Genomic DNA, 22,778 nt, shown 5'->3' with positions numbered 1-22,778 from the left:
GGTCGATGGAACACCTCGCCCCGTCGAACGTGCCGATCTACGACACCGCCGAAGAACAACGGGAGATCTGGCAGCGGTGTGCCGACAGGGGACAACCGGTGGTGGCGGTTCGGATCGGCGAACGCGGCTACATCGTCCGGTACGACCTTCAGCATCTCGACGCCGAACTCACGACGGAGACGGTCCAGAAACTCCGAAACCGTGTCCGATCCCGTCGCCCGTACCCGACCGGAACTGACCCGGTCTCGGAGACGGAGGGAATCGGCGGAGAGGCGGGTCCGGTCGCCGGCGAACTCCACGCGGCCACGGAGAACGGTGCTCGCCGGCTCGCGTCGCACATCTCGCCGTTCGTGTTGACCCGGGACAACTGGCGGTAGTCGGGGCGGACGAGACTTTTTCCCGTCTCGCTCCATTGGGACCGTATGGCAATTGCCCGACACAACAGGGGGGTCTCGGCAGCGGGTCGAGCGCTGCTGTCACAGGTCCATCCTGTGTTCATGCTCCCACCGCTGGCCACGTCGCTGTTCGGCGCACTCTTGGCCGGCAACGTCGATCTCCCGGTGGCTGGGCTTCACGCTGGTGCGATGTTCTTCGCCGTCTATACCGCCCATGTCAAGGACGGCTACGTCGACTTCTATATCCGAGGTGAGGACGACGACCACCCGTTGACAAGCAGCGCCTGCCGGGGTGCGCTGGTGGGTGCTGCCGTCGGGTTCGCGGCCTGTACCGTCGGACTCTGGCTCCTCGTCGGGCCGCTGGCGGCCGCCGTCACCGTGCCGACGTGGGTCGTCGGGTACGCACACGCCCCGCAACTGGACATGCATCCTGCCGGGGCGACGATGGGCTACCCGACGGGCATCGCGCTGGCGCTGCTGGGGGGGTACTACGCCCAGGCGACGGCGTTCTCGCCACGGGTTCTCGGGCTGGCGGCGGTGTTTCTGACGTTGCTGACCGGCATCAAGATCATCGACGACGAGCAAGATTACGACTACGACAGGGGCATCGACAAGCGGACGGTCGCCGTCCTGCTGGGGCCGGCCCGGGCGCGGCGCGCGGCGGTCGGCCTCCTGGTGGCCGCGATGGCCGGGATCGTCGCGCTGACGGTGGCGCTCCCGACGGTCCCGCCGACCGCCGCCGGCGCTGCGATCGCGTTCGGTGCCGTCACGGCCGTGGCCCACCGTGCCGACTCGGAGTTGGCGACGATGTTGCTCATCCGCGGGTCGTATCTCTTCCTGGCCGTCCTGGTCGCCGCGGTGTGGTTCCGGCCGCTCTCGTGACGCTCAGTTCGCGTCGCTGACGATCTTGATGACCGACCCCTCTTCGAGTTCCTCGCTGTCGGAGATACGCATCTCCTTGCGGGCGTCGACCGCGTGGATGTAGCCGTCGCCGATGTCCGAGTGGACGGCGTAGGCGAGGTCCGTTGGCGTCGATCCCTGCGGGAGCAGGAACGCGTCGGGGAGGACGTTCCCCTGGCCGTCGGTCCAGTTCGTATCGTTCTGGACGGGATAGGCCGTGAAGTGATCGAGCAGATCGTAGACCGCCGTGTCCAGCGCCTGCTGGACGCCGGTGTCACCCCACTGGTGCATCACCTCGCGAATGCGGTCGAGGCCCTCACGCTGCTGGTCGCTGATGTCGCCGACGACATCGAAATCCGGGTCGCCCGGATCGTAGTCGATCACACCGGCGTCGGCGGCTTTTCGGAGCGCGAGTTCGCCGTCGGCCGTCGCGGGGACGACGACCTCGGCCGCATCCCGGAGGCGCTCGACGTTGTCATCGGGGGCGATGTCGGCCTTGTTGGCGACGACGGCGATCGGCTTGGTCCGGCGACGGACGTCGCTCGCCAGCGTCTCCCGGTGGTCGTCGGTCCAGGCGATGGGGTCCTCGGGGTAGTCCATCCCCCGCAGCGTCCGGGCCACGTCGAGTTCGGTCGCGCCGACGCCGGCGAGCATCTCGGTCAGCGCTTCGTCGATGTCGAAATCGGGCGAACGGGACGCGCGTTCGACCGACTCCCAGTTACGGTCGACGATGCTGGCCAGCCAGAGATCCATCTCCCGTTCGACGAAGTCGACGTCCTCGACGGGGTCGTGTTCGCCGATCTCGACGGGTTCGCCCTCCTCGTTGGTCCCCCCGGAGGCGTCGACGACGTTGAGGATGACGTCGGCGTTGGTGAGTTCGTCGAGGAACTGGTTGCCAAGCCCTCGCCCTTCGTGGGCACCCGGGACGAGGCCGGCAACGTCGATGAGTTCGACCGGGACGTAGCGTTTGCCGTCGTGGCAGTGCTCGTCGCCACAGCGTTCGTCGAGCGCGAGACAGGGACAGTCGGTCCGGACGTGGCTGACCCCGCGGTTGGCGTCGATGGTGGTAAACGGGTAGTTCCCGACGTCTACGTCGGCCATCGTCGCCGCCTTGTAGAACGTCGACTTCCCGGCGTTGGGTTTGCCGGCAAGCGCGATCGAGAGCATGCGACGGGCTACCGCAGTCGCGGAAAAGGGGGTTTCGGTTCCGTGAGCCGTCCGTGTGGCTTACTCGCCACCGCCGCCACCGCCGCCGTCGCCACCACCGCCCCAGCCGCCGCCACCGCCGCCGTCGCCGTCACTGTCGCCAGCACCGTCGATCGCGTCCGCGACGAACCCCAGCAGCCCGCCGTCGGAGTCGTCCTGACGATCCTCGACTTCGCCGTCCTCGACGTCGAACCGGTAGTCGTCGTCCTCGTGTTCGTGCTCGTCGATGTCGTCGTGTGTGCTGTGCGTGGCGTGGCGTTTGTAGCCGGTCAACTCCTGAAGTTCGCCGGGGTCGAGCCAGACCCCGCCACACGTGAGACAGAAGTCGACGACGACACCCTGGACCTTGCGTTGCTCGAACGGTGTATCACACTGTGGACACGCTAGCTCTCTATTCGAGTCCATAGGGGGTGAAACAAAGTCGAGCCACTAAAACGTGAGGGGTCACTCGGCCGGTTCTGCCCGCTCGTCGTCGGCGTCGCGGTCGTCGCTGCTGTCGTCGGGGTCGACGCTGTCGGCGTCGGAGTCGTCGGCATCCCCGGACGTATCGTCCGCTGCCGTCGGGACCGTCTCCCCCTGAGCATCGTCGTCGCTGTCGGTGCTTGACTCGTCGTCTTCCAGTTCCTCGGCCATCTCGGCCATCGCCGCGGCCGATTCGTCGGGCCGTTCGATCACCTCGTCGGTGTGCATCCGCATCTCGCCGCGAGCACGGATCGTCCCGTCGACGGTCGCGTTCTCGTGGAGGTCGACGTTGTCCGCCGAGATGTCGCCCCAGACCTTCACGCCGGGGCCGACGCGGATGTCCCCGTTACGGGTAGTCACGTCGCCTTTGATCTCGGTCCCGCGGCCGACGGCGATGTCTTCACGAGCGCGGAGGCTGCCGAAGACGGTGGTATCACGCCCCACTTCCAGTGACTCGGCGCGGATGTTGCCGTGGAGCCGACAGTCGTCACCGACCGTTGCGGGCGTCGAGACCTGCCAGGTGTCGTCGGAGACGGTCGCGCCCCGTGGGATCAACACCGGTTCGTGGTCGTGGTCGCCGCCGACCATCTCGTCGACGAGGTCCTGTGCGGCCTCGTCTTCCCCGATCCGTAACAGTTGTGAGAGGTAGACGAACAGGAAGACGATCGTCGGCATGGGGTTGCGGATGACGATCCAGCCGTTGGCCTCGAACCCCTCCTCGATATCGACATCGTCGCCGATGTCGAGGTCGCCGGCGACGCGCAACTGGCCGCCGATGTGGACGCGCTCGCCGATGTAGGCGTCCTCGCCGACCAGGACGTTCTCGGCGACGTCACACCACATGTCCAGCCGGCAGTCGCCCTCGGCCTCGATGTGGCCGCCGAATCGGACGCGCTCGTCGGCGATGACCGACTGACCGCGGACGCCGAACTCGATGGTGCTCTGCCCGCCGACGATGACGTCGCCCTCTGTCACCAGGTCGTGTTCCTCGACGGTCGTCCCGTCGGGGATCGAGAGTTCCGAGAGCGGGTCAGAACCGAATGGCACGTGTCAACAAGCGGTTCCACTCGTATTAAAGCCTCAGGGTGCGCACGACGTACGTCAGACGCACGTCGGACGCTTCCGTCACTCCCCGTCGGCTTCCCGGAGCGCTGTTCGCTCCGAAGGAGTCCGCCCGCGCCAGCAAAGCGGCCGTCGTACTGCCACTCCGGGATCGCGTCCCAGGTCGACCCCTCGCCCGGCCCACCCAGATACCGGACCGACACGACGACGGTTCCGAGCCAGACTGTGGGGACAACACCCAGTGACGGGACTCCTACCCGAAGTACCGCGGCCGCTATCACCAGGAGGAGCCAGCCGGTAAGCACGCCGACGACGAGATACTGCCGGGTCCGTGTCGACACCGAGAGGTCGACAGCCTTCGCCATAGTGACGGTTCCGGTGTCGGGAGTAACTGTCTTGTGGGGCCGAGAAGCTACACTTTTATCCGCACCGCTCCTATCGAACCACATGACGGCTCTCTCGTTTGACGAACAGGGCGTCGATGTCGTGTACCAGGGGACCGAGTTCCGCCTGGAGAAAGCGCTCATCGAGGACGCGATCCAGAAGTCCTACCCGGACGTTACCGATCACGAAGTGTTACAGATTGTCGAGTCCGACCCGTCACTCTCCGGTGAGCCCCAGCGGGTCGCCGAGATCGTCGACTGACCGGGTCTCCGCGCGTTCTCACAGTCCTGCGTTTTCACAGCCTCGGACCACTCGTTCGGCGAAGAGTCCCGCCCTCACTCGATACCTACGTGGGGTATAATTCCCTCGTGGGAATATATTGGAAAACAGGACAATCGATCGCCCTATTGCGGTCTCGACGGTAAAATTCGCTGATAGGTTTCCGCATATGCGGCAGGTATTTAAACAATTGGAACACACTGATAGATAATGTCAGACCCACGTGTAGCCGGGGCCGGTGTCACGAAGTTCGGGAAACACCCCGAACGGACCGGTCGCGATCTGTTCGCCGAGGCAGGCCTGGAAGCACTCGACGACGCCGGCGTCGATCCCGACGATGTCGATAGTCTCTACTACGGTAACTTCATGGGCGAACTGGCCGAGCATCAGGGCCACCAGGGGCCGCTGATGGCAGAAGCGATCGGGCTGGATGCGCCGGCCACACGGTTCGAGGCCGCCTGTGCCTCCGCCGGCGTCGCTGTTCGGAGCGCAGTCCAGGCGCTCCGGAACGGTGAGGCAGATGTCATCGTCGTCGGCGGCGCCGAACGGATGACAAACATCGGGACGGCTGGGGCGACCGACGCCCTCGCGATCGCCGCCGACGACCTCTACGAGGTCCGGGCCGGGATGACCTTCCCCGGAGCGTACGCACTGATGGCACGCGCCTACTTCGATCAGTACGGCGGTTCACACGAGGACCTGGCCCACATCGCGGTCAAGAACCACGAACACGCGATGGTCAACGACCACGCGCAGATCCAAAAGGAGATCACCGTCGAGGACGCTCTGGAGGCACCGACGATCGCCAGTCCGCTCGGGCTGTACGACGCCTGTCCGATCACCGACGGGGCCGCTGCGGCGGTACTGACCACCGAGTCCTACGCCGAGGACCACGGGCTCGACGCACCGGTCGCGATCAGCGGCACCGGACAGGGCGGGGACAACCTCGCGCTACAGGACCGGCCCCACCTCACACAGACGCCAGCGGCCGACAAAGCCGCCGAGGAGGCCTACGCCGACGCCGGCGTCGGTCCCGAGGACATCGATGTCGCGGAAGTCCACGACTGTTTCACCATCGCTGAAGTGTTCGCTATCGAGTCGCTGGGGCTTTACGAACGCGGCGAGGGGATCTCCGCTGCGACGGACGGCGAGACCGACCGACACAGCGAACAGCCAGTGAACCTTTCGGGAGGGCTGAAAGCGAAGGGCCACCCTGTCGGTGCGACCGGCGTCGCACAACTGGCGACGATCACCTGGCTTCTCGATGGCTCCCACCCGCGGGCCGACGCCGTCCCCGACGGAACGGTCGGCGTCGCACACAACGCGGGCGGGACGGTTGCCTCGACGACGGTCCACGTCCTGGAGGTGGCAGAATGAGCGAGCAGGCTCCCGACGGTGAGTACGACGAGTGGCTCGACGCCATCGCGGACGGCGAGGCCTACTACGTCGAGTGTGCCAACGGCCACGGCTGGCTGCCGCCCCGGCGTGTCTGTTCGACCTGTGGCTCCCGGGACCTCTCCGAACAGCGGCTTCCGGAGGCCGGCGAGATCACCACGCACACGACGATCACCGTCCCGACGCCGCAGTTCGAGGACGACGCGCCCTACGTCACCGCGGTGGCGGAGTTCGGTCCGGTCTCGGTCACGGGGATCGTCCGCGGTATCGACCCCGACGCCGTCGAGATCGGGACGACGGTCGGGATAGCGGTCGGCGACCGGGTGACGACAGGGGACCGACTGGTCGTCTTCCGTCCGCGCTGACACCGCCTATTCTTCGACCGGAACAGTCGTCTCACCGCGGACGATGTCGACGAACGCCGCGGGGTGTTCGACGTGTGGGAGCAACAGCGACTGGTCGAGCGAGACGAGTTTCGCGTCCGCCCGGTCGGCCAGCTCACGCCCCTTCGAGAGCGGCGTGATCTCCGCCTCGGTCCCCCAGACGAGCGTCACAGGCACGTCAAGATCCGCGAGAACGTCGCCCAAGTTCTCCTCGGGATCGAGGAAGCCGGAGACGAACGACGCCGGGGCGAACCGGGCGCCGGGCTGGTGGCCCGACAGCCACTCGTAGTCGACGACCTCCTCGGTGAGGTTGGCCATGTCGTAGTAGCCGTGGTCCTCGTGGAAGTGTCTGATCGAGGGTTTCGAGACGATGAGGTTGTAGACCGCCTGCCCCACGAGCGGCGAGCGCAACAGGGAGCGCCGCCAGACATTGCGGTCCCCCATCGAGCTGTCGGTCGGACAGATCAACACCAGTTTCTCGACCGCGACTTCACGGGCCGCGGCCGCGGCGTACGCCCCCGTCAGCGAGGAGGCGACGACGGTCGCGTCCTCGGCGTTGTCGTCGAGGAAGTCCCGAACGAACGTCGTCAGCAGCGACCCCGAGTACAGAAGCGGCGGGCGGTCGGAGTGGCCGAACCCGGGGAGGTCCGGCGCCAGGACGTGGTAGTCCTCGGCCAGGCGGTCGAAGACCGTGTGGAACTCGTGGCTGCTGCCCGCGGCGTTGATCCCGTGAAAGAGGACCAGATCGGGATCGCCCGGGTCACCGGCTTCGGTGTAAGCGATGTCGAAGCCGCGCCAGCGGTAGCTCCGCTGGCTCCCGTCGAGGAACGGTTCGAACTCACCAGCGCGGGACCGGAGGAGACGGTTCGCGAGCGCCGTCGCGCCGACGGTCCCGGCGGCGACACCCAGGGCCTTTCGGAGTTTCATACGTCGAGACGAGGGCGGGAACCGGCTTAACCGTGGTGGGAATCCCTCTCTTCGGCCAGACAGTCCCGCAGCGGCGCCAGCAACTCGTCGACGATGCTGTAGGGATCTGTCTCGCGCTCGACGACTTCGTCGAGGAACGACTCCAGGCCACCGCGACGCTCTAGTTCGGCCGACAGCAGGCCGTTGGCGTCCTCGCGCAGGAGCGTCCGGATCTCGGCGGCGTACCGCTCACGGGCCTGTTTTTCCCGGCGGCCGGTCCGGTCGAGATACTCGGCGTGTGCGCCCAGCGCTTCGAGGAAGTCCTCGACGCCCTCGCCGCGGTTCGCGACTGTCTCGACGATTCGCGGCTGCCAGTCGGCAGATTCGGTCGTCGAGACGGCCCCACCTTCGTTGTCCGCCCCCGTGATGGTTCCGTGGTGGCCGGTGTCGGGTCGGCCGCTGCGGCCCTGGAGCATCTCCTTGAGTTGCTGGACGGTCCTGTCGGCGCCCTCCAGATCGGCCTTGTTGACGACGAATACGTCCGCGATTTCGAGGATGCCGGCCTTGAGCATCTGGACGTCGTCGCCGCTGCCCGGCGGGACGAGCACTGCGACGGTGTCGGCGGTCCGGACGATGTCGACTTCGTTTTGCCCGGCGCCGACCGTCTCGACGATGATCTTGTCCTTCCCGAACGCATCCAGGGCGGTGACGGCGTCGGTCGTCGCCGTCGAGAGCCCGCCCAGCGATCCGCGGGCGGACATCGACCGGAAGAACACGTCCATGTCGCCGGCGTTCGAGGCCATCCGGATGCGGTCGCCCAGGACGGCACCACCAGTAAACGGCGACGAGGGGTCGATCGCGATGACCCCGACCGTGAGTCCCTGCTCGCGGTAGGCGGCCGCCACCTTGTCCACGAGCGTCGACTTGCCGGCACCGGGGCTGCCGGTGACGCCGATCACGTCCGCGTCGCCGGCGTGGCGGTGGAGCGCGGAGACCTGCTCGCGGTAGCCCGGCGCACGGTTCTCGATGTTGGTGATCACGCGGGCCAGGGCGCTGTGTTTCCCCGCGAGTACGTCCGGGACGAGGTCGCTCATCGCTCGGGGGCGTGCTCCCGAATGTACGCGATCATCTCGTCCATCGACGCGCCGGGACCGAAGATCTCGTCGACGCCCCGCTCGTGTAGCTCCGCCTGGTCGTCTTCGGGGACGATACCCCCGACCAGGATCAACCGGTCGTCGAAGGCGTCGTACTGTTTGAGGCCGTCGAGGATCTTCGGGACCAGTGTATTGTGCGCTCCCGAGAGAATGGAGATGCCGACTACGTCGACGTCCTCCTGGACGGCGGCCTGGACGACTTCATCTGGCGATCGGTGCAGCCCGGAGTAGATCACCTCGAAGCCGGCGTCACGGAGTGCTCGCGAGATGACGTGGGCGCCCCGGTCGTGGCCGTCCAGTCCCACTTTCGCCACCAGACACCGGATGGTTCGCTCCTCCTGTTCCTGCTCGACGCTCATATGACTCCGTACCACGTCATCTGGTTTCACTCTTTGCCCGCTGGCCGTGCCTACATCCCCATGTCACTGGCGGCGTCGGGAACCGGCAGGGAGTGAGCCTCCGTCCCGAGCAGTTCGGCGGCGTGGTCCAAGGCCATATCGAACCCGTAGTACCGCTCCAGTTCGTCGCCGTCGGCCGAGGGCCGGACCTTCAGCATCGCGTACCCCTCGACGTTCTGGGCGATCGCGGCGGTCCGTCCGTCGCGTTCGAAGGTGAGCAGACGCTCGGTGTCGGTTTCGCGGTACGTCGCCGTGATGCCGTCCGCGACTGCTTCGGTGTCGGTCATCACGCTGGGGTTGGACTCCAGACAGTCGAAGCTACCGGTTCCACGTACTGTCGGTCGGATCGTCGCTGGCTCCAGTCGGCAGTCGCAGTCGAAAGAGCCGAACCCCCCGATGACTTCCATCCGTACATGCCCAAGTGGCTCCAGAGTGGCCGACGGCGAGACATGTGCGTCCTGCTGGCCGGCGCCGAGGACGGCGAACTCGGCGGCCAACGGCTCAAGACCCGCCTCGAATCCCGGTACGATACGCGCATCGAACCACAGAGCTTCTACGGCGCGTTAGAGGCGCTCGAAGACGCGGGCTTTGTCACCCACCGGGCTGACGGCATCACTGACAAGTACTCGCTGACCGAGGCGGGCCGACGCCGACTCCGGAAGCAGTACGAGTGGATGGGTGCGCAACTTCGTGATGAATAATAATTCGGTATCTGGTACGAACAATTTTTACTCGCTCTGGTAGAAGTTCACAGGCGCTTATCGGGATTATACGGCGGAAATCGAACGATTTACTCGAAGCGTAGTAATTGTCAGAGATAAGATACTTAACCCTCCCGAGAGAGATATCATTCGATGCGTTCCACCGACGCTACCCCATCCGGCCGACCCAGCCGATCACCCTGCGACTGCTGTTCACCCCTGTCTTCGAACCAATGAGCAAGTCACTCGACAGCGCCACCGCGACGACCGACAGCACCGTCGACGAGACTATCTCGACGATCGCCGACACCGCGCCGGCGGTCCGGACCGCGATCTCGACACACCGGGAGCAGTCCGGCGGCGTCAACCCCAGCGGCGACGAGCAACTGGCCGCCGACGTTCGGGCCGACGAACTGTTCGAGCGGCGGTTGCTCGCCATCGACGGTATCGCGACCTACGCCAGCGAGGAGCGCGACGAACTCGCCACGGCCGACGGCCGTCTCCACGTCGCTATGGACCCGTTGGACGGCTCGTCGAACCTCGAACCCAACAGCGGGATGGGCACGATCTTCGGTATCTACAGCGAGCAGCCACCGACACACGGCCGGAATCTGCTGGCTGCCGGGTTCGTCATCTACGGTCCGGTGACTTCGATGGTGGTCGCCCGGAACGGCCGCGTCCGGGAGTACATCGTCGAGGACGACGACTACCGACTCATCGACGACGACGTGACCATCCCCGCCGAGCCGACCGTCTTCGGGTTCGGCGGCGGCGTCGACTCCTGGACGGACTCCTTCGAGGGCTTCGCCGAAGAGATCCGCCGCGAGTTGAAGCTTCGGTACGGCGGGGCGATGATCGCCGACATCAACCAGGTCCTCTCCTACGGCGGGCTGTTCTCCTATCCGGCGCTCCAGTCCCGGCCGGAGGGGAAGCTCCGCGTCCAGTTCGAGGGGCAGCCGATGGCCTACGTCGTCGAGACTGCTGGCGGGCGCTCGTCGGACGGGACACGGTCGATCTTGGAGACGAACCCCGACGACCTCCACCAGCGGACGCCGCTGTACCTGGGCAACCCCGAGTTGATCGATCGACTGGAAACGCGCCTCTAGGGGCGGCGCGTCGGCGGCCGGTTCCTCGCGTTCGTAGCTCTGTTGGGGTTTCCCGCGAGCTGTCAATACAGTATTCACACTTTTGCTGTTCCCGAGCTAGAACGAACGCCAGTCGCTGTATTTCACATACTCAAAAATATATTTCCGGTGAAAACTGTCGGGTTTAATCCACTTCCGGCGCCTACCGGTGTCCACAGCGGGACTGGACGATCGGTCCCCGGACAAGAGAGATGGAATATTCAGAAACAGAGCAGATTATCGACGAGACGCTTGAATTCCCCGTGACGCATCCGGCTGTGATCGAACAGATCGGCACCACCGAGATAACGTCCCCCTCCGGTGACTCGGTGACCATTCAAGAGGTGTTAGATCCGGTCGAAGAGCAGGAGTACCTGACATCGGATGCGCTTTACACCGCAATCATCGGCAACCTCGACGACACGTTCATCGGACGCAAGTACTACGATGATCGGGGCGGGACGGCGGTCGGAACCGAACCCGAGGACGAATCCACCGTCTCGTTCTGACGATCGCTATCGCTCCTCTAACTCCGGAACTGGTCCGGTGAAAGAGATGCACGCGGACTGAATGGGTGTTTCAGTTTATACGTGGAAAGAGTCGGCACCTGATCGGGACTCTGACACGCCCCTATAGGAAGTAGTCGACGAGGTAGGCTCCGCCGACGATCGCCGTCGCGCTCAGCGCGTCCCGGGTCCGTTGTGGGCCGAGCGGCGGGACCGGGAGCGCGTTCTGGTCGGACTCCTCCGACGGTGGTTCGCCACTGGTCGTCGGTGTTCCCGTCGTCGGGGCCGGGGTCGGCGTCACCGTCTGGTCCTGTGTCGTCGACGGTGTGGGTGTCGCTGTCGCGTCGGCGGTGGGCGTCGGAGTCGCGTCGGGTACGGGCGTCGAGGTCGGTGTCTGCGTGCCCTCGACGAGCAATGCGCCCTCCGCGCTGTCGGTCCCGGTCGTGAGGGTCACGTTGTAGCTCCCGGGCTCGCGGTTCGGATACACTGTCCCGTAGGTGTAGATCACCGACTCGCCGGTCCGCAGCAGTTCGACCTGGCTGGCGACCGTCTCGTTCTCGATCGAGAGCGTCACGTTCTGTTGCCCCTCGACGCTGCCGTTGTTCCGGATCGTCGCGGTGAAATTCGACAGTGACTCGCCCTCCGTCACTGTCGCCTCGGTGGTCATGCTCGTGATCTCGAAGTCAGCGGGCGCCGAGCTGTCCGCGACGGTCACGCCCCGGCGTTCGTCGAGAAGGCGCTGGTCCGCATCGGAAGCGGTGGGTTTGGTCGTGTAGAACTCCACGTCGATCGTCTCGCCCGCGTCGAGCGTCGCGAGGTCGACTATCGTTCCGAAGGTCCCGTCGGACCCGACGGTTCCCTGCGTGACCGAGATCGTCCTGGCCGGTCGTTGCTCCCCCGCAACGACACGTATCCAGTAGGGCGTTCCCGGCGCGAGGTTCGTCGTCCCCGAAAGCTGTGCGCCCCCCTGTGGCTCCAGTACGAGCCGGCCCTGTCTGCTCACTTGGTCGTACCGAACACGGGGTTTCTGGAAGGTGAACGTCGTCGTGGCGGTCGCTTCCTCAGTGACGTACGGGAAGTGCTCGGTCCCGTCCTCGGCGGGTTCGTTCGCCGGGTCGAACGCCGGCGGTCGGGTGCCCGGGCCGGTCTCGGCGAAGCGGTAGCGCTCTCCGGGCGGGAGTTCGTACGTGAACTCCACGCGGAACTGGTCGCCGGGTTCGGGCTGCTCACGGAACGGGCGGCGATAGCGCGTATCGATGACCAGGTAGAACCGGTCGATCCGCTTGTTCTCGGGGCCGGCCTCGGTCAGCAGGACCACGTCCTGTGGTGCAGCAGTCTGGAAGTCCACCCGGTTCGGCCCCTCGTTCACGCCGGGATCGACCTCCGTGATGGTGAGATTGACACCCTCCTGTAGCCGACGGACCCCGAGGAGGTGCTCCAGTTCGGCGGCGGTCGCCGTCTCCTGGTCGCCCGCGACGTGCGTCAACGCGCCCATCGTCCCGTTCCCGCCGAACTCCACGACGAGACGGTCACCGATGGTGACGTTCGACGCTTCCACGGCGCCGCTCGGGAGCGTCCTCGTCCCGGCGACTTCGTCGGCGTTCTGACTCGGGGCGACGTAGGTCGTCGCCGTCCCCATCTCCGGCTGGGTCAGGCGGAGGTTCGACCGTGCTAACGAGTACCGGAAGTCGGGCACGCCGTCGTCCCTGACGACGATGTCGCCGCCGGCACCGGCGACCAGTCGATATCGAGCGGGCTGGAGCGGCCGCGGAATCTCGCCGATACCGACGTGGTCCCGGAACTCCGCGAGCGTTCCGGCGACCTCCGAGCCGTTCTGGTTCTCGAACGAGAGGTCCTGAAACTCCGTGGTGGCGTCGGGATCGGTCGTCGCACCGTACTTCTGTGCGTAGCTGACGACCGTCCCGCTCTCCGGTCGGTAGACGGCTTCCGACGGCATGTCGGTCCCGACGAGACGAGTGTTGATGGTAAACGTCGCGCCGTTCTCGACGTACAACACGTCTATGTAGTTCCGGAGCCCGGTCCCGCTGGTCCGCTCGTCGCCACCGATCATGACGTAGCCGGCGTCCGTGTTCTCGAAGGACACCGTCACCGTCACGAGATCGCCCGCAGTCGTCTCGTAGACCGGGTTTCCGAAGGTCGCCGAGCTGGGATCTTCGACCACGGAGATACGTTCGGTCGCGGCGACGCCGTCGGTTGTCCCGATCGTGGTAAACTCGAACGTGTAGTCGGCTGCGCTGGTTTCCTCGAAGGTGACAGTCGATCCATCGTAGGCCGTGGGGTCGACGATGACGATCTTCCTATCGGCGCCGTCGACAGCGCTGTCGAACATCGCAACTCCGTTGACCGTCGTCGCGTCCTCGATGTTCCCCGGAACCGCATCACTGGGGACACCCGATGGCGACTGGCCGGCGAAGATCCGGAACAACTGGGGCGCGGTGAGTTGGTCCGATCTGACCGTCACCGGCCTGTGGGGGGGCCGGGTCGTGATCGAGAGTCGCGCGTCGGTGTTGCTCCCGTTCGTGTTGACTGTGGTCTTGTTGTCGCCGTCCTCGTCGACGAAATTCACCTCGGGCTGGGGGCGGTCCTGGGTGTCGTTCCTGGCACTATCACTGGGCGTTGGTTGGTCCGCTTGCCCAGCGGCGATACCGGGGAGACACAGGCCGACGACGACGAGCGCGACGACGAGCGCGACGCCGAGACGCCGGCGGGCGCGTCGATCGGTCGAAGCGAGAGGGTGAGGTGTCGGAGTCATCGATCAGGGACCTGTGGCCGCTATCGAAGGCGGTGCTGGCCGGTATATCGACGCTCGGCGCTCTTATGTTTGTGGGACGGATTCTCACCAGCAATAATCGACGAACCGAGTCAGTTCATCACAATGTTCATAATCGCGTGCCGAGACGGTACTGGCGTATGCCGGACTGTGATGCGTGTGGGCTCTCGCTGAACGGTTCGGTCAACTTCTGCCCACGGTGTGGCCAACCACAGAACGAGGCGGCCGCCAAACGCCTCGACGACTACGTCAAGCGACAGGCGGCCCACGACGCGGGGACTGGCAATCGAACGGACGACCGGACCGCTCTCGCCGACCGGGCCAGCTACATCGTCGGCTACGTCGCTATCGTCGCCGGTTTCGCGATCACCGCCGATCTCCCGACGGTGCTGTTCGTCCTCGCCGGGGTCTCGATCCTCCCGCCGGTCGGCCGCATCCTCGGTCGCATCGTCGGACTATCCACCGGTATCCGCGTTAGAGCCCCTCTCTTCGCCGTCTTCGTGGCGGCCGGCATCGCTGCTTGGCAGTTCCTCTGACGGGACGGAACCGGGAGGGTATCGACACTCCGATAGGCAGGGAGAACGGTCCCGTTTGGGTGACAGCCCAGTGGCGATTTTCGTCAACGGCGGACTCGTCGTCGTCGGCTGAATCGGCCGGCGGAACCGATGGACTGGCGCAAAACGGCGGTACGCTTTTGCGGTCACTCCCTCAACTCCCGACATGGCCAGCGATGTCAATCCGTTCGAAAGTCTGCAAGAGCAGATCGACGACGCGGCCGAGTATCTCCCCTACTCGACCGACGTACTCGAACGGTTGAAACATCCGGAACGGGTGGTCGAGACCAACCTCTCCGTCGAGATGGATGACGGGTCCGTCGAGGTGTTCCGAGCCTATCGGTCACAGTTCAACGGCGATCGGGGTCCCTACAAGGGCGGAATTCGCTATCACCCGCAGGTCTCCCGTGACGAGGTCAAGGCCCTCTCGGGGTGGATGGTGTACAAGTGTGCCGCCGTCAACATCCCCTACGGCGGCGGCAAAGGGGGGGTCGAGATCGATCCCGACGACTACTCCGACGCCGAACTCGAACGGATCACCCGGTCGTTCGCGAAGGAACTGCGCCCGTTTATCGGGGCCGATCGGGACATCCCTGCGCCGGATGTCAACACCGGCCAGCGGGAGATGAACTGGATCAAGGACACCTACGAGACCCTGGAGAACACGACGGAACCGGGCGTCATCACCGGAAAAGCACCCGACTCCGGCGGGAGCGCGGGCCGGGTCGAGGCCACCGGCCGCTCGGTGATGCTTACGACCCGGGAGGCCTTCGACTATCTCGGGAAGGACATCACGGACGCGACCGTCGCCGTCCAGGGATACGGCAACGCCGGTTCCGTCGCGGCGAAACTCATCGAGGACCTCGGTGCCAGCGTCGTCGCGGTCTCGGACTCCTCCGGTGCCGTCCACGACCCGGACGGTCTCGACACGCGAGCGGCCAAGGACCACAAGGACGAGACCGGCTCGTTGTCGGGCTTCGAGGGCGCGACGGGGACGCTGACCAACGAAGAGTTGCTGACGATGGATGTCGACGTGCTCGTTCCTGCGGCACTCGAAAACGCCATCGATCGGGAGATCGCACCGGACGTCCAGGCAGACATCGTCGTCGAGGCTGCGAACGGACCGCTGACGCCGGACGCCGACGACGTGTTGACGAAGCGTGACGTCTACGTCTTCCCGGATATCCTGGCCAACGCCGGTGGGGTGACGGTATCGTACTTCGAGTGGGTCCAGAACCGACAGCGCTTCTCCTGGACCGAACAGCGGGTCAACGAGGAACTCGAACGGGTCATCACCGAGGCCTTCGGGGATCTGATCGAGACCTACGAGAATACCGACGCGCCGAGCCTCCGGACCGCGATGTACGTCGTCGCTATCAAACGCGTCGTCGACGCCGCCGAACAGGGCGGCATCTGGCCGTAACCGCCGACGTTTTGCGCGTCCCGACCCAACTGCGGATATGGATACCTACGACCGACAGGTCCGTGTGAACGCGCCGCTGGAACGGGTCTGGGAGTTCCACTCCGCGGGTGACGGTCTCGTGGCGCTGACTCCCGACTGGATGCATCTCCGTATCGAGGAGGCACGCGGACCCGACGGGGAACTCGACCCCGACGTACTGGAAGTCGGATCGACGGTCGTCTCGACGGTCCAGCCCTTCGGCGTCGGCCCGCGCCAGCGCTGGGTCTCGGACATCGTCGCCCGAGAGGAGGGCGACGGCGAGGCGATGTTCCGCGACGTGATGCGCGAGGGGCCGTTCCCCCACTGGGAACACACCCACCGGTTCGTCGCCGACGGTCCGGACGCGACCATCGTCGAGGACAGCGTCGAGTACGAACTGCCGGGCGGCCCGCTCGGGCGTGCGGTCGGCCCGCTGGGTGTCGTCGGCTTCGAACCGATGTTCCGGTACCGGCATCGGACGACCAAGGAGTTGCTGGAGGCGTAGGTTCAGAGGTACTGCGTCTCGCTGTGGCCGACGGCGACCGGGACGGATCGCTCGAACGACTCCCCGGCCAGTTCGACGGTCGCCCGGATCGTCCGTGGCGCCACCGCCAGGACGCGTTCCATCGGGACCGTCGGTTCGCTCACCACCTCGCCGTCCCTGTTTCGCGTGACAGTGTGGTCGACGGTGACAACGAGGCCGAACAGCAGGCTCCTGATCCCCCGCCCCAGCCCGGAGATGTCCTCGTCGAGACGGCCGTCGACGATCGGCAACACAGTCTCCGCGGCGTGTTCGATCGCTGCCCGACGCGCCCACGTCCGGAACGGCTCGGTCCCGTTGCCGTCCTCGACGCGATTCGACTCCGGGGAGTACTCGACTGAGGAGTCCGTGACTCGCTTCGTCGTGGCCGCTGGTTCACCTCCGCCGCGGTGGAGAGACCCGTCGAGAGCGATATCCACGCGTGTCCCGCTCGCGAGGGCGGTCCCACCGACGACGGCGGTAATCGACCCACCAAGCGCCGCGAGATACTGTCGTCGCTCCATATCCGAACGACCGCCAGGCCCGGAATAAGCCTTCAGATCGGACAAACGGTGGTTGTAGCGACGGCGGTCATGTGATGGTCGTACACACCCGTAGGGTTTTCTGCCGTCCCGCTCCCATGGCTACCTGTATGACTGACGTACTCGTCGTCGGCGGCGGTCCCGCCGGCCTCAGCGCAGCGTTGTTCACCGCGAAAAACGGCCTCGACACGGTCGTCTACGACACGGACGAGACGTGGATGCACAAGGCCCACCTGTTCAACTACCTCGGGATCGACTCGAAGGACGGTTCGGCGTTCCAGGAAGACGCCCGCGAACAGGTCGCCGGCTTCGGCGCCGACATCCGGGACGGCGAGGTCGAATCGGTCGAAGAGACCGACGACGGGTTCGCCGCGACGGTCGGCGACGAGACCGTCGAGGCGACGTACCTCGTGCTGGCGACCGGTGCCGACCGCTCGCTGGCGGAGTCGCTGGGCTGTGCCTTCGACGGCGACCTCGTCGACGTGGACGTTTCGATGGCCACGAGCGTCGAGAACGCGTACGCGACCGGCGCGATGGTCCGCGACCAGGAGTGGCAGGCGATCATCTCCGCCGGCGACGGCGGGGCGGCGGCGCTTGACATCCTCTCGAACGAAGAGGGCGAGCACTTCCACGACTTCGACGTACCTGAAGACGCCGAGTAACCGAGACTCGCTCCGGACTCGACGACTTCCGGACCCGATCGGCCACACTCGACCACTTTCTTGTCCCGCTGGACCGTCCCGGGCGGTGTGTCGGGACGCCGAGTCACCCCGAGAACCGCACTCGTCGTCGCCGTGCTGGCGGTCAGCACCAGCGCGATCCTGATCCGGTGGAGCGACGCCCCGCCCGTTGTCGCGGCGTTCTATCGGGTCCTGTTCACGACGGCGCTGGTCGCCCCGGTCGCGCTCGGGCGTCACGCCGAGGACTTGTCGGCGCTCTCCAGGCGGGACCTCCTGGCAGCGGCGGCGACCGGCGTCGCGCTGGCGGTCCACTTCGTCGCGTGGTTCGAGAGCCTCTCCTGGACCAGCGTCGCGGCGTCGGTGACGCTGGTCCAGTCCCACCCGCTGTTCGTCGCGGTCGGGGCGTGGCTGGTCCTCGACGAGCGGGTCAGCCGGAAAACGGCCGTCGGCGTCTTCGTCGCCGTCGCCGGAATGATCGTGATGTCGCTCGGGGACCTGCTGGGTGGTGGCGTCGGACCGGCCCCGCTGTACGGGAACGCCCTCGCTGCGCTGGGGGGCCTGATGACCGCCGGCTACCTGCTCGCGGGCCGGTCGCTGCGCCAGCGGCTCCCTCTGTTGCCGTACGTGACGGTCGTCTACGGCGTCGCCGCTGGGTGTCTCCTCGCGTTTACGGTCGCCAGCGGGGCACCGGTCCGTGGCTATCCGAGCCACGAGTGGCTGTTGTTCCTGGCGATGGCCGTTGGGCCGGGCGTGTTCGGGCATACGGTCCTCAACTGGGCGCTCGAACACGTCGAGTCCAGTCTGGTCAGCGTCTCGCTACTGGGTGAACCACTCGGGAGCGCACTGCTCGCGTTCGTCGTGCTTACAGAAGCGCCGGGCACGGCGACGCTCGTCGGCGGCACGGTCGTCCTGGTCGGTGTCGCGACCGCCGCACGAGCGCGGTCGGTCCCGGAGTGACCGCTCACTCGGGGGGACCGCCGCTCGCGAGTTTCTCGACCGCACCCCGGAGGTCCCCGGCGTCGAAGTCGTGGTCCGGGCGGATGTTGACGAAGTCGAGGAACTCCTCGGCGGCGAGCAACGCCCCCGTATCGTAGTACTGGGCCGCGGCGTCGACGGCCGTGTCGGCACCGACGATCGGTTCGAGCGCGCCCAGCGCACACGCCAGGTCGTAGGCCCGCGCGTCGGCAATAGCGTCCTCGCGGACGCTCGTCGCGTCGATGAAGTACACCTCCCCGTCGGCCAGCAGGACGTTCTCACACCGGAAGTCCCCGTGTGCGAGTCCGTCCTCGTGCATCCGGTGGAGGAATTCGAACACCGTCGGGGCGTGGCCCGCAACTGTCTCGGAACTGAGGTCGTCGAACGTCTCGAACTCCGCGAGATATTCCAGGACGACCACGCCCATCTCCTCGTACTCGAAGGCTTCGACCGGTTCCGGCGCGTTGATGCCCAGTTCGCGCATCCGCTCGGTCGCCGCCAGTTCGTGCTCGGCCATCTCGTAGGGGGTCCCGAAATGCTCGAAGAACCCTTCCGTCCCCGAGGAGAACGCACCGAGGTTCCGGCCCGTCGTCAGCAGCGCGTGGACCAGCGAGTTCTGCTGGGTGATCACTTTCACGAACCAGTGGTCGTTGACGACCAGCGGCGTCGAGAGCCAGTTGTCCGCCTCCAGAAACTCGACGCGGGCCGACGACTCCTCGTACCGGTCCATCACTGCCCGAATCACACCTTCGAGTTGGTCCCAGGGGACCGTCCCCCGGAGGAACCGCCGGAACGCCATCGACCGCACAGAGGTCTGGGCCGGGGATAGGGCTTGTGCCCTATCGTAGAATCTGAAAGATATCGTCGGATGACCGCCCGGTCGACCGTCCAAACGCTTTCAAATTCTACGATAGCCTACGATGTCGCCTTGAGATTGTGGACGACATCCAGCCACTCGACGATCTCGGCGGTGGGTTCGATCGCCGACAGGAGGGTGTCGACGTCCTTGTAGGCCATCGGTGCCTCGTCCCGGACCGCCTCGACGACCGACTCCGAGTAGATGCCGTCCATCGCCTCGGCGAACTCGTCCATATCGACGACATCGTGGGCCTGTGTGCGGCTCATCACGCGGCCGGCCCCGTGGGGAGCGGTCCGGTGGTAGTCGTCGTTGCCCTTTCCGCGGGCGATGACCGACCCCTCGGCCATGTTGAACGGGATGACCAAGCGCTGGCCCTCGCGGGCGGGTGTCGCCCCCTTCCTGATCGTCAGGTCCCTGAAATCGATGTAGTTGTGCACGCTCTGGAAGCGGTTGACGGGGTCGACGCCGATGGCCGCACAGATGGCGTCGCTCATCAGTTCGCGGTTCCAGCGGGCGTACTGCTGGGCGAACAGCATGTCGACGTAGTAGCCGTGGGCCTCCCGGCCTTCGAGCCAGTCGAGATCGGTGTTCCGGTCGCCGTCGTCGCTGTGGATCGCGTCCTGGAGCCGTCCGAGCCTGTCGAAAGCCTCCTCGATCTCAGAGCCGTCGAGTTCGCGCCGGAGGCGGTCCTTCTCCAGGTAGGACTCGCCCTTGCCGCCGGTGACCCACTCGTAGAGGTCGCGGGACTCGACGGTGTCGGGGTCGAACTTCAGGAACTGGGTGTACTCCTCGGGGATCTCCTCCCGGAGTGCGCCGATGGTCCGGCGGTCGGTCGCCGTCGACTGCCAGTACTCCGCGACGGACTTCCCGAGGTACCGCGAGCCGCTGTGGATGACGAGCCAGTAGTCGCCCGACTCGCGGGCGCGGGCGAACTCGACGAAGTGGTTCCCGCCACCGAGCGTCCCGGCGCTCTTGATGATGTGGTCCATCCCCTGGCGCTGGGCCGCGAGCACGCGGTCACACAGCCCCTCGAAGTAGTCGCCGTCGTAGCCGTCGAACTCGAACTCGATGGGGTCGACGTGTTCGCCGAACCGCTCGGCGAAGGCTTCGTCGAACTGCTCGAAGACGTCGTTGGCCCGGTCGAAGGGAAACTCCTCGACGAAGTGGACGGCGTCGTCGTAGTCGTGAACCGACCGCCCCATGGGAACTGCCTCACGCACGCGGCGCTCGCGCTCGGCGTCGTCCAGCGGGAGTTCCGGCCCCAGGTTCGTCGCACACATCCCACAGCCCACGTCGACACCGACGATATTCGGGACGACACGGTCGGCCAGCGGCATCGTGAATCCGATCGGTGCACCGGCACCCCAGTGCGTGTCGGGCATCACCCGGACCGGTTCGGTGAAAGCTGGGTGGTCGATGAGTGTCTTGATCTGGTCGAGACACCCCTCCTCCACGAGGGAGTCGTCGTCGACCATCACGCGTGCCGTGGTGTGGGCACCTTCGAGTTCGAGGGTCATTATCGACTGCTAGCCTACTGGCGGTGTTGAAGGTCACGGTCGTCCGGGAGTGCGTGCCACGCTTCCGACGGACGGAAAAAGACCTCCCCGAACACCGCGATACGACCGAACGTACAGAATTCCTCATTTTCAGCCCCTCAGAACCGTTTTCAGTCGTTGGGAACGTGGGGCTGTTTATATGGTCCTCTCAGTCGGATCTACACATGTGAGGGAACACTGATGTCCTACCAAGCAAGCAACCCCCTGGACGAGGCGTTCGAGTTAGAGCTCGACGGCCCGTGGACCGCCTACTGGCTGGCGACGCTGCGCGTGTTGACCGGCTGGTGGTTCTTCCACGCAGGTGTGACCAAGCTCATCGAGGACGGGCTGGCTTACGGCTACGGGCCGGCCTACATGCAGCAGATGACCGGCACCGTACTGGGGCCGATCCCCGTCTGGATGGGGAACAACTTGGCGTGGTTGATCGCGCCGGGCGTGCCCCTCTTCGAGACGCTGATCGGGCTGGCGCTGATGGCCGGCGTGTTGACGCGGTTTGCCTCCTTCGGCGGGGTCATCTTCATGATCCTGTTCTGGATCGGCAACGCCGGCTTCGGCAACGGCCTGGTCAACAGCGACTTCATGGGACTGCTGCTGTTCATCACCATGATCGTCCTGGGCACCGGACGGTACTACGGGCTGGACGCAATCATCGAAAAGACGGAGTTCGTCCGACAGCGCCCCCGGCTCAAGTACCTGCTGGGCTGACCCACACGAACGAACAACACGAACCCAACCCAACCAAGGAGACTCCCAATGACTGACATCATCGACAAAGCGGCAATGGCACTGAGCGGCGGACTGATGCTACTGGGCGTGGTCGTCCTCGGGATCGTCGAGATCCTCGCCGGCCAACCCTACAGCCCGGTCCCTCTCACCAACGAGGCGGGCGAAGTCGTCGCGACCCCCATGATCGACCCGACGATCCGGACCGGGCTCGTCCTGGCCGGTATCGCCGTCCTGGGCGTCTACGCCGCCTACAAACTCGTCACGCCCGTCCCCGAAGAAACCACGGCCGGCCGCGAAGTCACCGCCGACTGAACCGTGTCGGAGACTGACTCATCCTGATTTTCCCCGTTCCGCCGACGCCGACGAGCGGGAGGACTGTCACGACGGCCAGGTTCTTCTCCCAGGGGTGTCTCCTCTCGTCCATGCTCGACGCTGGTGACGCGGCGCCCGACTTCGACCTCCAGGGGACCGCTGGTGGACAGACGGGCGCCTACCGACTCTCCGCTGCTGCCGGACAGGCGCCCGTCGTCGTCGCGTTCTACGCCGAGGATTTCACACCCCGATGCCGGCGATACCTGGCTGCGCTCCGGGACGCGAACTGGGACACGCTCACCGACGGGATCGCGGTCTTCGGCGTGGCCCCGGGCGGGATCGAGACACACCGCGAGTTCGCGGCGGACCTCGGTCTCCCGTTCCCGCTGTTGGTCGATCACGCCGGCGTCGACGCACAGTTCGGCGTCCAGCGCCCCGATGGAACGACGCGACGGGCGGCGTTTCTCGTCGACGGTCGCTGTCGCGTCCAGTTCGCGTGGGCCGACGACGGGACGGGGACGGCCCCCGACCTCGATCCACTCTTCGATGCCGTCTCGACGCTGTGAC

Annotated in this window: 28 protein-coding genes; 16 read left to right on the top strand and 12 right to left on the bottom strand. The window is 65.9% G+C overall.

The features are described from left to right. The first annotated feature begins 5 nt into the window (after positions 1–5). Together VJ109_RS02380 and VJ109_RS02375 are read left to right on the top strand one after the other, a co-directional pair. Positions 6–377: a hypothetical protein gene (locus tag VJ109_RS02380; RefSeq protein WP_324758732.1), complete on the top strand. Its 372-nt coding sequence runs from the start codon at positions 6–8 to the stop codon at positions 375–377. A gap of 45 nt (positions 378–422) precedes the next feature. Beyond that, complete coding sequence (locus VJ109_RS02375) at positions 423–1,277, top strand: UbiA family prenyltransferase (RefSeq protein WP_324758731.1); 855 nt, start codon at positions 423–425, stop codon at positions 1,275–1,277. A gap of 3 nt (positions 1,278–1,280) precedes the next feature. Here the strand turns inward: VJ109_RS02375 and VJ109_RS02370 are convergent, their stop codons facing one another. From VJ109_RS02370 to VJ109_RS02360, 3 genes are read right to left on the bottom strand one after another with little or no spacing between them, the layout of a single operon-like run. Next, on the bottom strand, positions 1,281–2,462 hold the full coding sequence (locus VJ109_RS02370; RefSeq protein ID WP_324758730.1) for a redox-regulated ATPase YchF: 1,182 nt from the start codon (positions 2,460–2,462) through the stop codon (positions 1,281–1,283). Positions 2,463–2,522: 60 nt separating this feature from the next. Next, positions 2,523–2,906 (bottom strand): TFIIB-type zinc ribbon-containing protein, encoded by a 384-nt coding sequence (locus VJ109_RS02365; protein ID WP_324758729.1) that lies wholly within the window; start codon positions 2,904–2,906, stop codon positions 2,523–2,525. 39 nt (positions 2,907–2,945) lie between these two features. After that, positions 2,946–4,010 (bottom strand): polymer-forming cytoskeletal protein, encoded by a 1,065-nt coding sequence (locus VJ109_RS02360; protein ID WP_324758728.1) that lies wholly within the window; start codon positions 4,008–4,010, stop codon positions 2,946–2,948. A gap of 462 nt (positions 4,011–4,472) precedes the next feature. Between VJ109_RS02360 and VJ109_RS02355 the strand changes: the two genes are divergently transcribed. The 3 genes from VJ109_RS02355 (at position 4,473) to VJ109_RS02345 (ending at position 6,448) form a co-directional block, all read left to right on the top strand. Further along, positions 4,473–4,670 (top strand): DUF5800 family protein, encoded by a 198-nt coding sequence (locus VJ109_RS02355; RefSeq protein ID WP_276180846.1) that lies wholly within the window; start codon positions 4,473–4,475, stop codon positions 4,668–4,670. 228 nt (positions 4,671–4,898) lie between these two features. Continuing rightward, positions 4,899–6,065 (top strand): thiolase domain-containing protein, encoded by a 1,167-nt coding sequence (locus VJ109_RS02350; protein WP_324758725.1) that lies wholly within the window; start codon positions 4,899–4,901, stop codon positions 6,063–6,065. Next, positions 6,062–6,448 (top strand): Zn-ribbon domain-containing OB-fold protein, encoded by a 387-nt coding sequence (locus VJ109_RS02345; protein WP_324758723.1) that lies wholly within the window; start codon positions 6,062–6,064, stop codon positions 6,446–6,448. Before VJ109_RS02350 ends, VJ109_RS02345 begins: the two co-directional genes overlap by 4 nt. Before the next feature lie 6 nt (positions 6,449–6,454). Here VJ109_RS02345 and VJ109_RS02340 read toward each other — a convergent pair whose 3' ends face one another. Genes VJ109_RS02340 through VJ109_RS02325 form a run of 4 tightly spaced genes read right to left on the bottom strand, consistent with a single transcriptional unit; the run spans position 6,455 to position 9,211 of the window. After that, the gene (locus tag VJ109_RS02340) at positions 6,455–7,393 is read right to left on the bottom strand and encodes an alpha/beta fold hydrolase (RefSeq protein ID WP_324758721.1); all 939 of its coding nucleotides are present in this window, start codon (positions 7,391–7,393) and stop codon (positions 6,455–6,457) included. 26 nt (positions 7,394–7,419) lie between these two features. Beyond that, complete coding sequence (gene meaB / locus VJ109_RS02335) at positions 7,420–8,466, bottom strand: methylmalonyl Co-A mutase-associated GTPase MeaB (RefSeq protein ID WP_324758720.1); 1,047 nt, start codon at positions 8,464–8,466, stop codon at positions 7,420–7,422. Next, positions 8,463–8,885 carry a cobalamin B12-binding domain-containing protein gene (locus VJ109_RS02330; RefSeq protein WP_276220622.1) on the bottom strand — a complete coding sequence of 141 codons (423 nt, stop codon included), beginning with the start codon at positions 8,883–8,885 and terminating at the stop codon, positions 8,463–8,465. The genes meaB and VJ109_RS02330 overlap by 4 nt, the downstream gene beginning before the upstream one ends. A gap of 50 nt (positions 8,886–8,935) precedes the next feature. Then, the gene (locus tag VJ109_RS02325) at positions 8,936–9,211 is read right to left on the bottom strand and encodes a DUF7111 family protein (RefSeq protein WP_276220624.1); all 276 of its coding nucleotides are present in this window, start codon (positions 9,209–9,211) and stop codon (positions 8,936–8,938) included. Positions 9,212–9,337: 126 nt separating this feature from the next. Here VJ109_RS02325 and VJ109_RS02320 point away from each other — a divergent pair, with 126 nt between their 5' ends. From VJ109_RS02320 to VJ109_RS02310, 3 genes are all read left to right on the top strand, one after another. After that, entirely contained in the window at positions 9,338–9,625 is a 288-nt protein-coding gene (locus VJ109_RS02320; RefSeq protein ID WP_324758718.1) for a PadR family transcriptional regulator, read from the top strand. Between the two features lie 233 nt (positions 9,626–9,858). Then, the gene (locus tag VJ109_RS02315; RefSeq protein WP_324758717.1) at positions 9,859–10,731 is read left to right on the top strand and encodes a class 1 fructose-bisphosphatase; all 873 of its coding nucleotides are present in this window, start codon (positions 9,859–9,861) and stop codon (positions 10,729–10,731) included. 230 nt (positions 10,732–10,961) lie between these two features. Further along, positions 10,962–11,258, top strand: a complete 297-nt coding sequence (locus tag VJ109_RS02310) for a DUF5789 family protein (RefSeq protein ID WP_324758715.1) — start codon at positions 10,962–10,964, stop codon at positions 11,256–11,258. A gap of 121 nt (positions 11,259–11,379) precedes the next feature. On the opposite strand, the gene VJ109_RS02305 is transcribed toward VJ109_RS02310, so the two are convergent. Next, complete coding sequence (locus VJ109_RS02305) at positions 11,380–14,028, bottom strand: hypothetical protein (RefSeq protein WP_324758714.1); 2,649 nt, start codon at positions 14,026–14,028, stop codon at positions 11,380–11,382. A gap of 158 nt (positions 14,029–14,186) precedes the next feature. On the opposite strand from VJ109_RS02305, the gene VJ109_RS02300 reads away from it, so the two are divergent. The 3 genes from VJ109_RS02300 to VJ109_RS02290 all read left to right on the top strand — a co-directional run bounded on the left by VJ109_RS02300 (position 14,187) and on the right by VJ109_RS02290 (position 16,546). Next, positions 14,187–14,582 (top strand): hypothetical protein, encoded by a 396-nt coding sequence (locus VJ109_RS02300; protein WP_324758713.1) that lies wholly within the window; start codon positions 14,187–14,189, stop codon positions 14,580–14,582. Between the two features lie 184 nt (positions 14,583–14,766). Next, positions 14,767–16,023: a Glu/Leu/Phe/Val family dehydrogenase gene (locus VJ109_RS02295; RefSeq protein ID WP_324758711.1), complete on the top strand. Its 1,257-nt coding sequence runs from the start codon at positions 14,767–14,769 to the stop codon at positions 16,021–16,023. A 37-nt stretch (positions 16,024–16,060) separates the two neighbouring features. Beyond that, positions 16,061–16,546, top strand: coding sequence for an SRPBCC family protein (locus VJ109_RS02290; RefSeq protein ID WP_276220631.1), 486 nt, complete (start codon positions 16,061–16,063; stop codon positions 16,544–16,546). Positions 16,547–16,548: 2 nt separating this feature from the next. On the opposite strand, the gene VJ109_RS02285 is transcribed toward VJ109_RS02290, so the two are convergent. Beyond that, the gene (locus tag VJ109_RS02285; RefSeq protein ID WP_324758709.1) at positions 16,549–17,085 is read right to left on the bottom strand and encodes a hypothetical protein; all 537 of its coding nucleotides are present in this window, start codon (positions 17,083–17,085) and stop codon (positions 16,549–16,551) included. Positions 17,086–17,213: 128 nt separating this feature from the next. On the opposite strand from VJ109_RS02285, the gene VJ109_RS02280 reads away from it, so the two are divergent. Further along, on the top strand, positions 17,214–17,765 hold the full coding sequence (locus VJ109_RS02280) for an NAD(P)/FAD-dependent oxidoreductase (protein WP_324758708.1): 552 nt from the start codon (positions 17,214–17,216) through the stop codon (positions 17,763–17,765). 87 nt (positions 17,766–17,852) lie between these two features. Then, positions 17,853–18,740: a DMT family transporter gene (locus VJ109_RS02275; RefSeq protein ID WP_324758706.1), complete on the top strand. Its 888-nt coding sequence runs from the start codon at positions 17,853–17,855 to the stop codon at positions 18,738–18,740. A gap of 4 nt (positions 18,741–18,744) precedes the next feature. On the opposite strand, the gene VJ109_RS02270 is transcribed toward VJ109_RS02275, so the two are convergent. Further along, on the bottom strand, positions 18,745–19,557 hold the full coding sequence (locus VJ109_RS02270) for an RIO1 family regulatory kinase/ATPase domain-containing protein (protein WP_324758704.1): 813 nt from the start codon (positions 19,555–19,557) through the stop codon (positions 18,745–18,747). 116 nt (positions 19,558–19,673) lie between these two features. Continuing rightward, positions 19,674–21,134: an RtcB family protein gene (locus VJ109_RS02265; protein WP_324758702.1), complete on the bottom strand. Its 1,461-nt coding sequence runs from the start codon at positions 21,132–21,134 to the stop codon at positions 19,674–19,676. Positions 21,135–21,353: 219 nt separating this feature from the next. Here VJ109_RS02265 and VJ109_RS02260 point away from each other — a divergent pair, with 219 nt between their 5' ends. After that, positions 21,354–21,878, top strand: coding sequence for a DoxX family protein (locus VJ109_RS02260; RefSeq protein WP_324758700.1), 525 nt, complete (start codon positions 21,354–21,356; stop codon positions 21,876–21,878). Positions 21,879–21,926: 48 nt separating this feature from the next. Beyond that, positions 21,927–22,211 carry a hypothetical protein gene (locus tag VJ109_RS02255; RefSeq protein ID WP_324758699.1) on the top strand — a complete coding sequence of 95 codons (285 nt, stop codon included), beginning with the start codon at positions 21,927–21,929 and terminating at the stop codon, positions 22,209–22,211. Here VJ109_RS02255 and VJ109_RS02250 read toward each other — a convergent pair. Further along, the gene (locus VJ109_RS02250) at positions 22,198–22,323 is read right to left on the bottom strand and encodes a hypothetical protein (protein WP_324758697.1); all 126 of its coding nucleotides are present in this window, start codon (positions 22,321–22,323) and stop codon (positions 22,198–22,200) included. The genes VJ109_RS02255 and VJ109_RS02250 overlap by 14 nt on opposite strands. On the opposite strand from VJ109_RS02250, the gene VJ109_RS02245 reads away from it, so the two are divergent. After that, complete coding sequence (locus tag VJ109_RS02245; protein WP_324758695.1) at positions 22,322–22,777, top strand: peroxiredoxin family protein; 456 nt, start codon at positions 22,322–22,324, stop codon at positions 22,775–22,777. The two genes, VJ109_RS02250 and VJ109_RS02245, sit on opposite strands and share 2 nt — an antisense overlap. The last annotated feature ends 1 nt before the right edge of the window (position 22,778 follow it).

The organism is Haloarcula montana, assembly GCF_035666295.1.
Classification (GTDB): domain Archaea; phylum Halobacteriota; class Halobacteria; order Halobacteriales; family Haloarculaceae; genus Haloarcula; species Haloarcula montana.
Note: the sequence above shows the minus strand (reverse complement) of the source record. Positions and strands in the feature narration are given on the sequence as shown.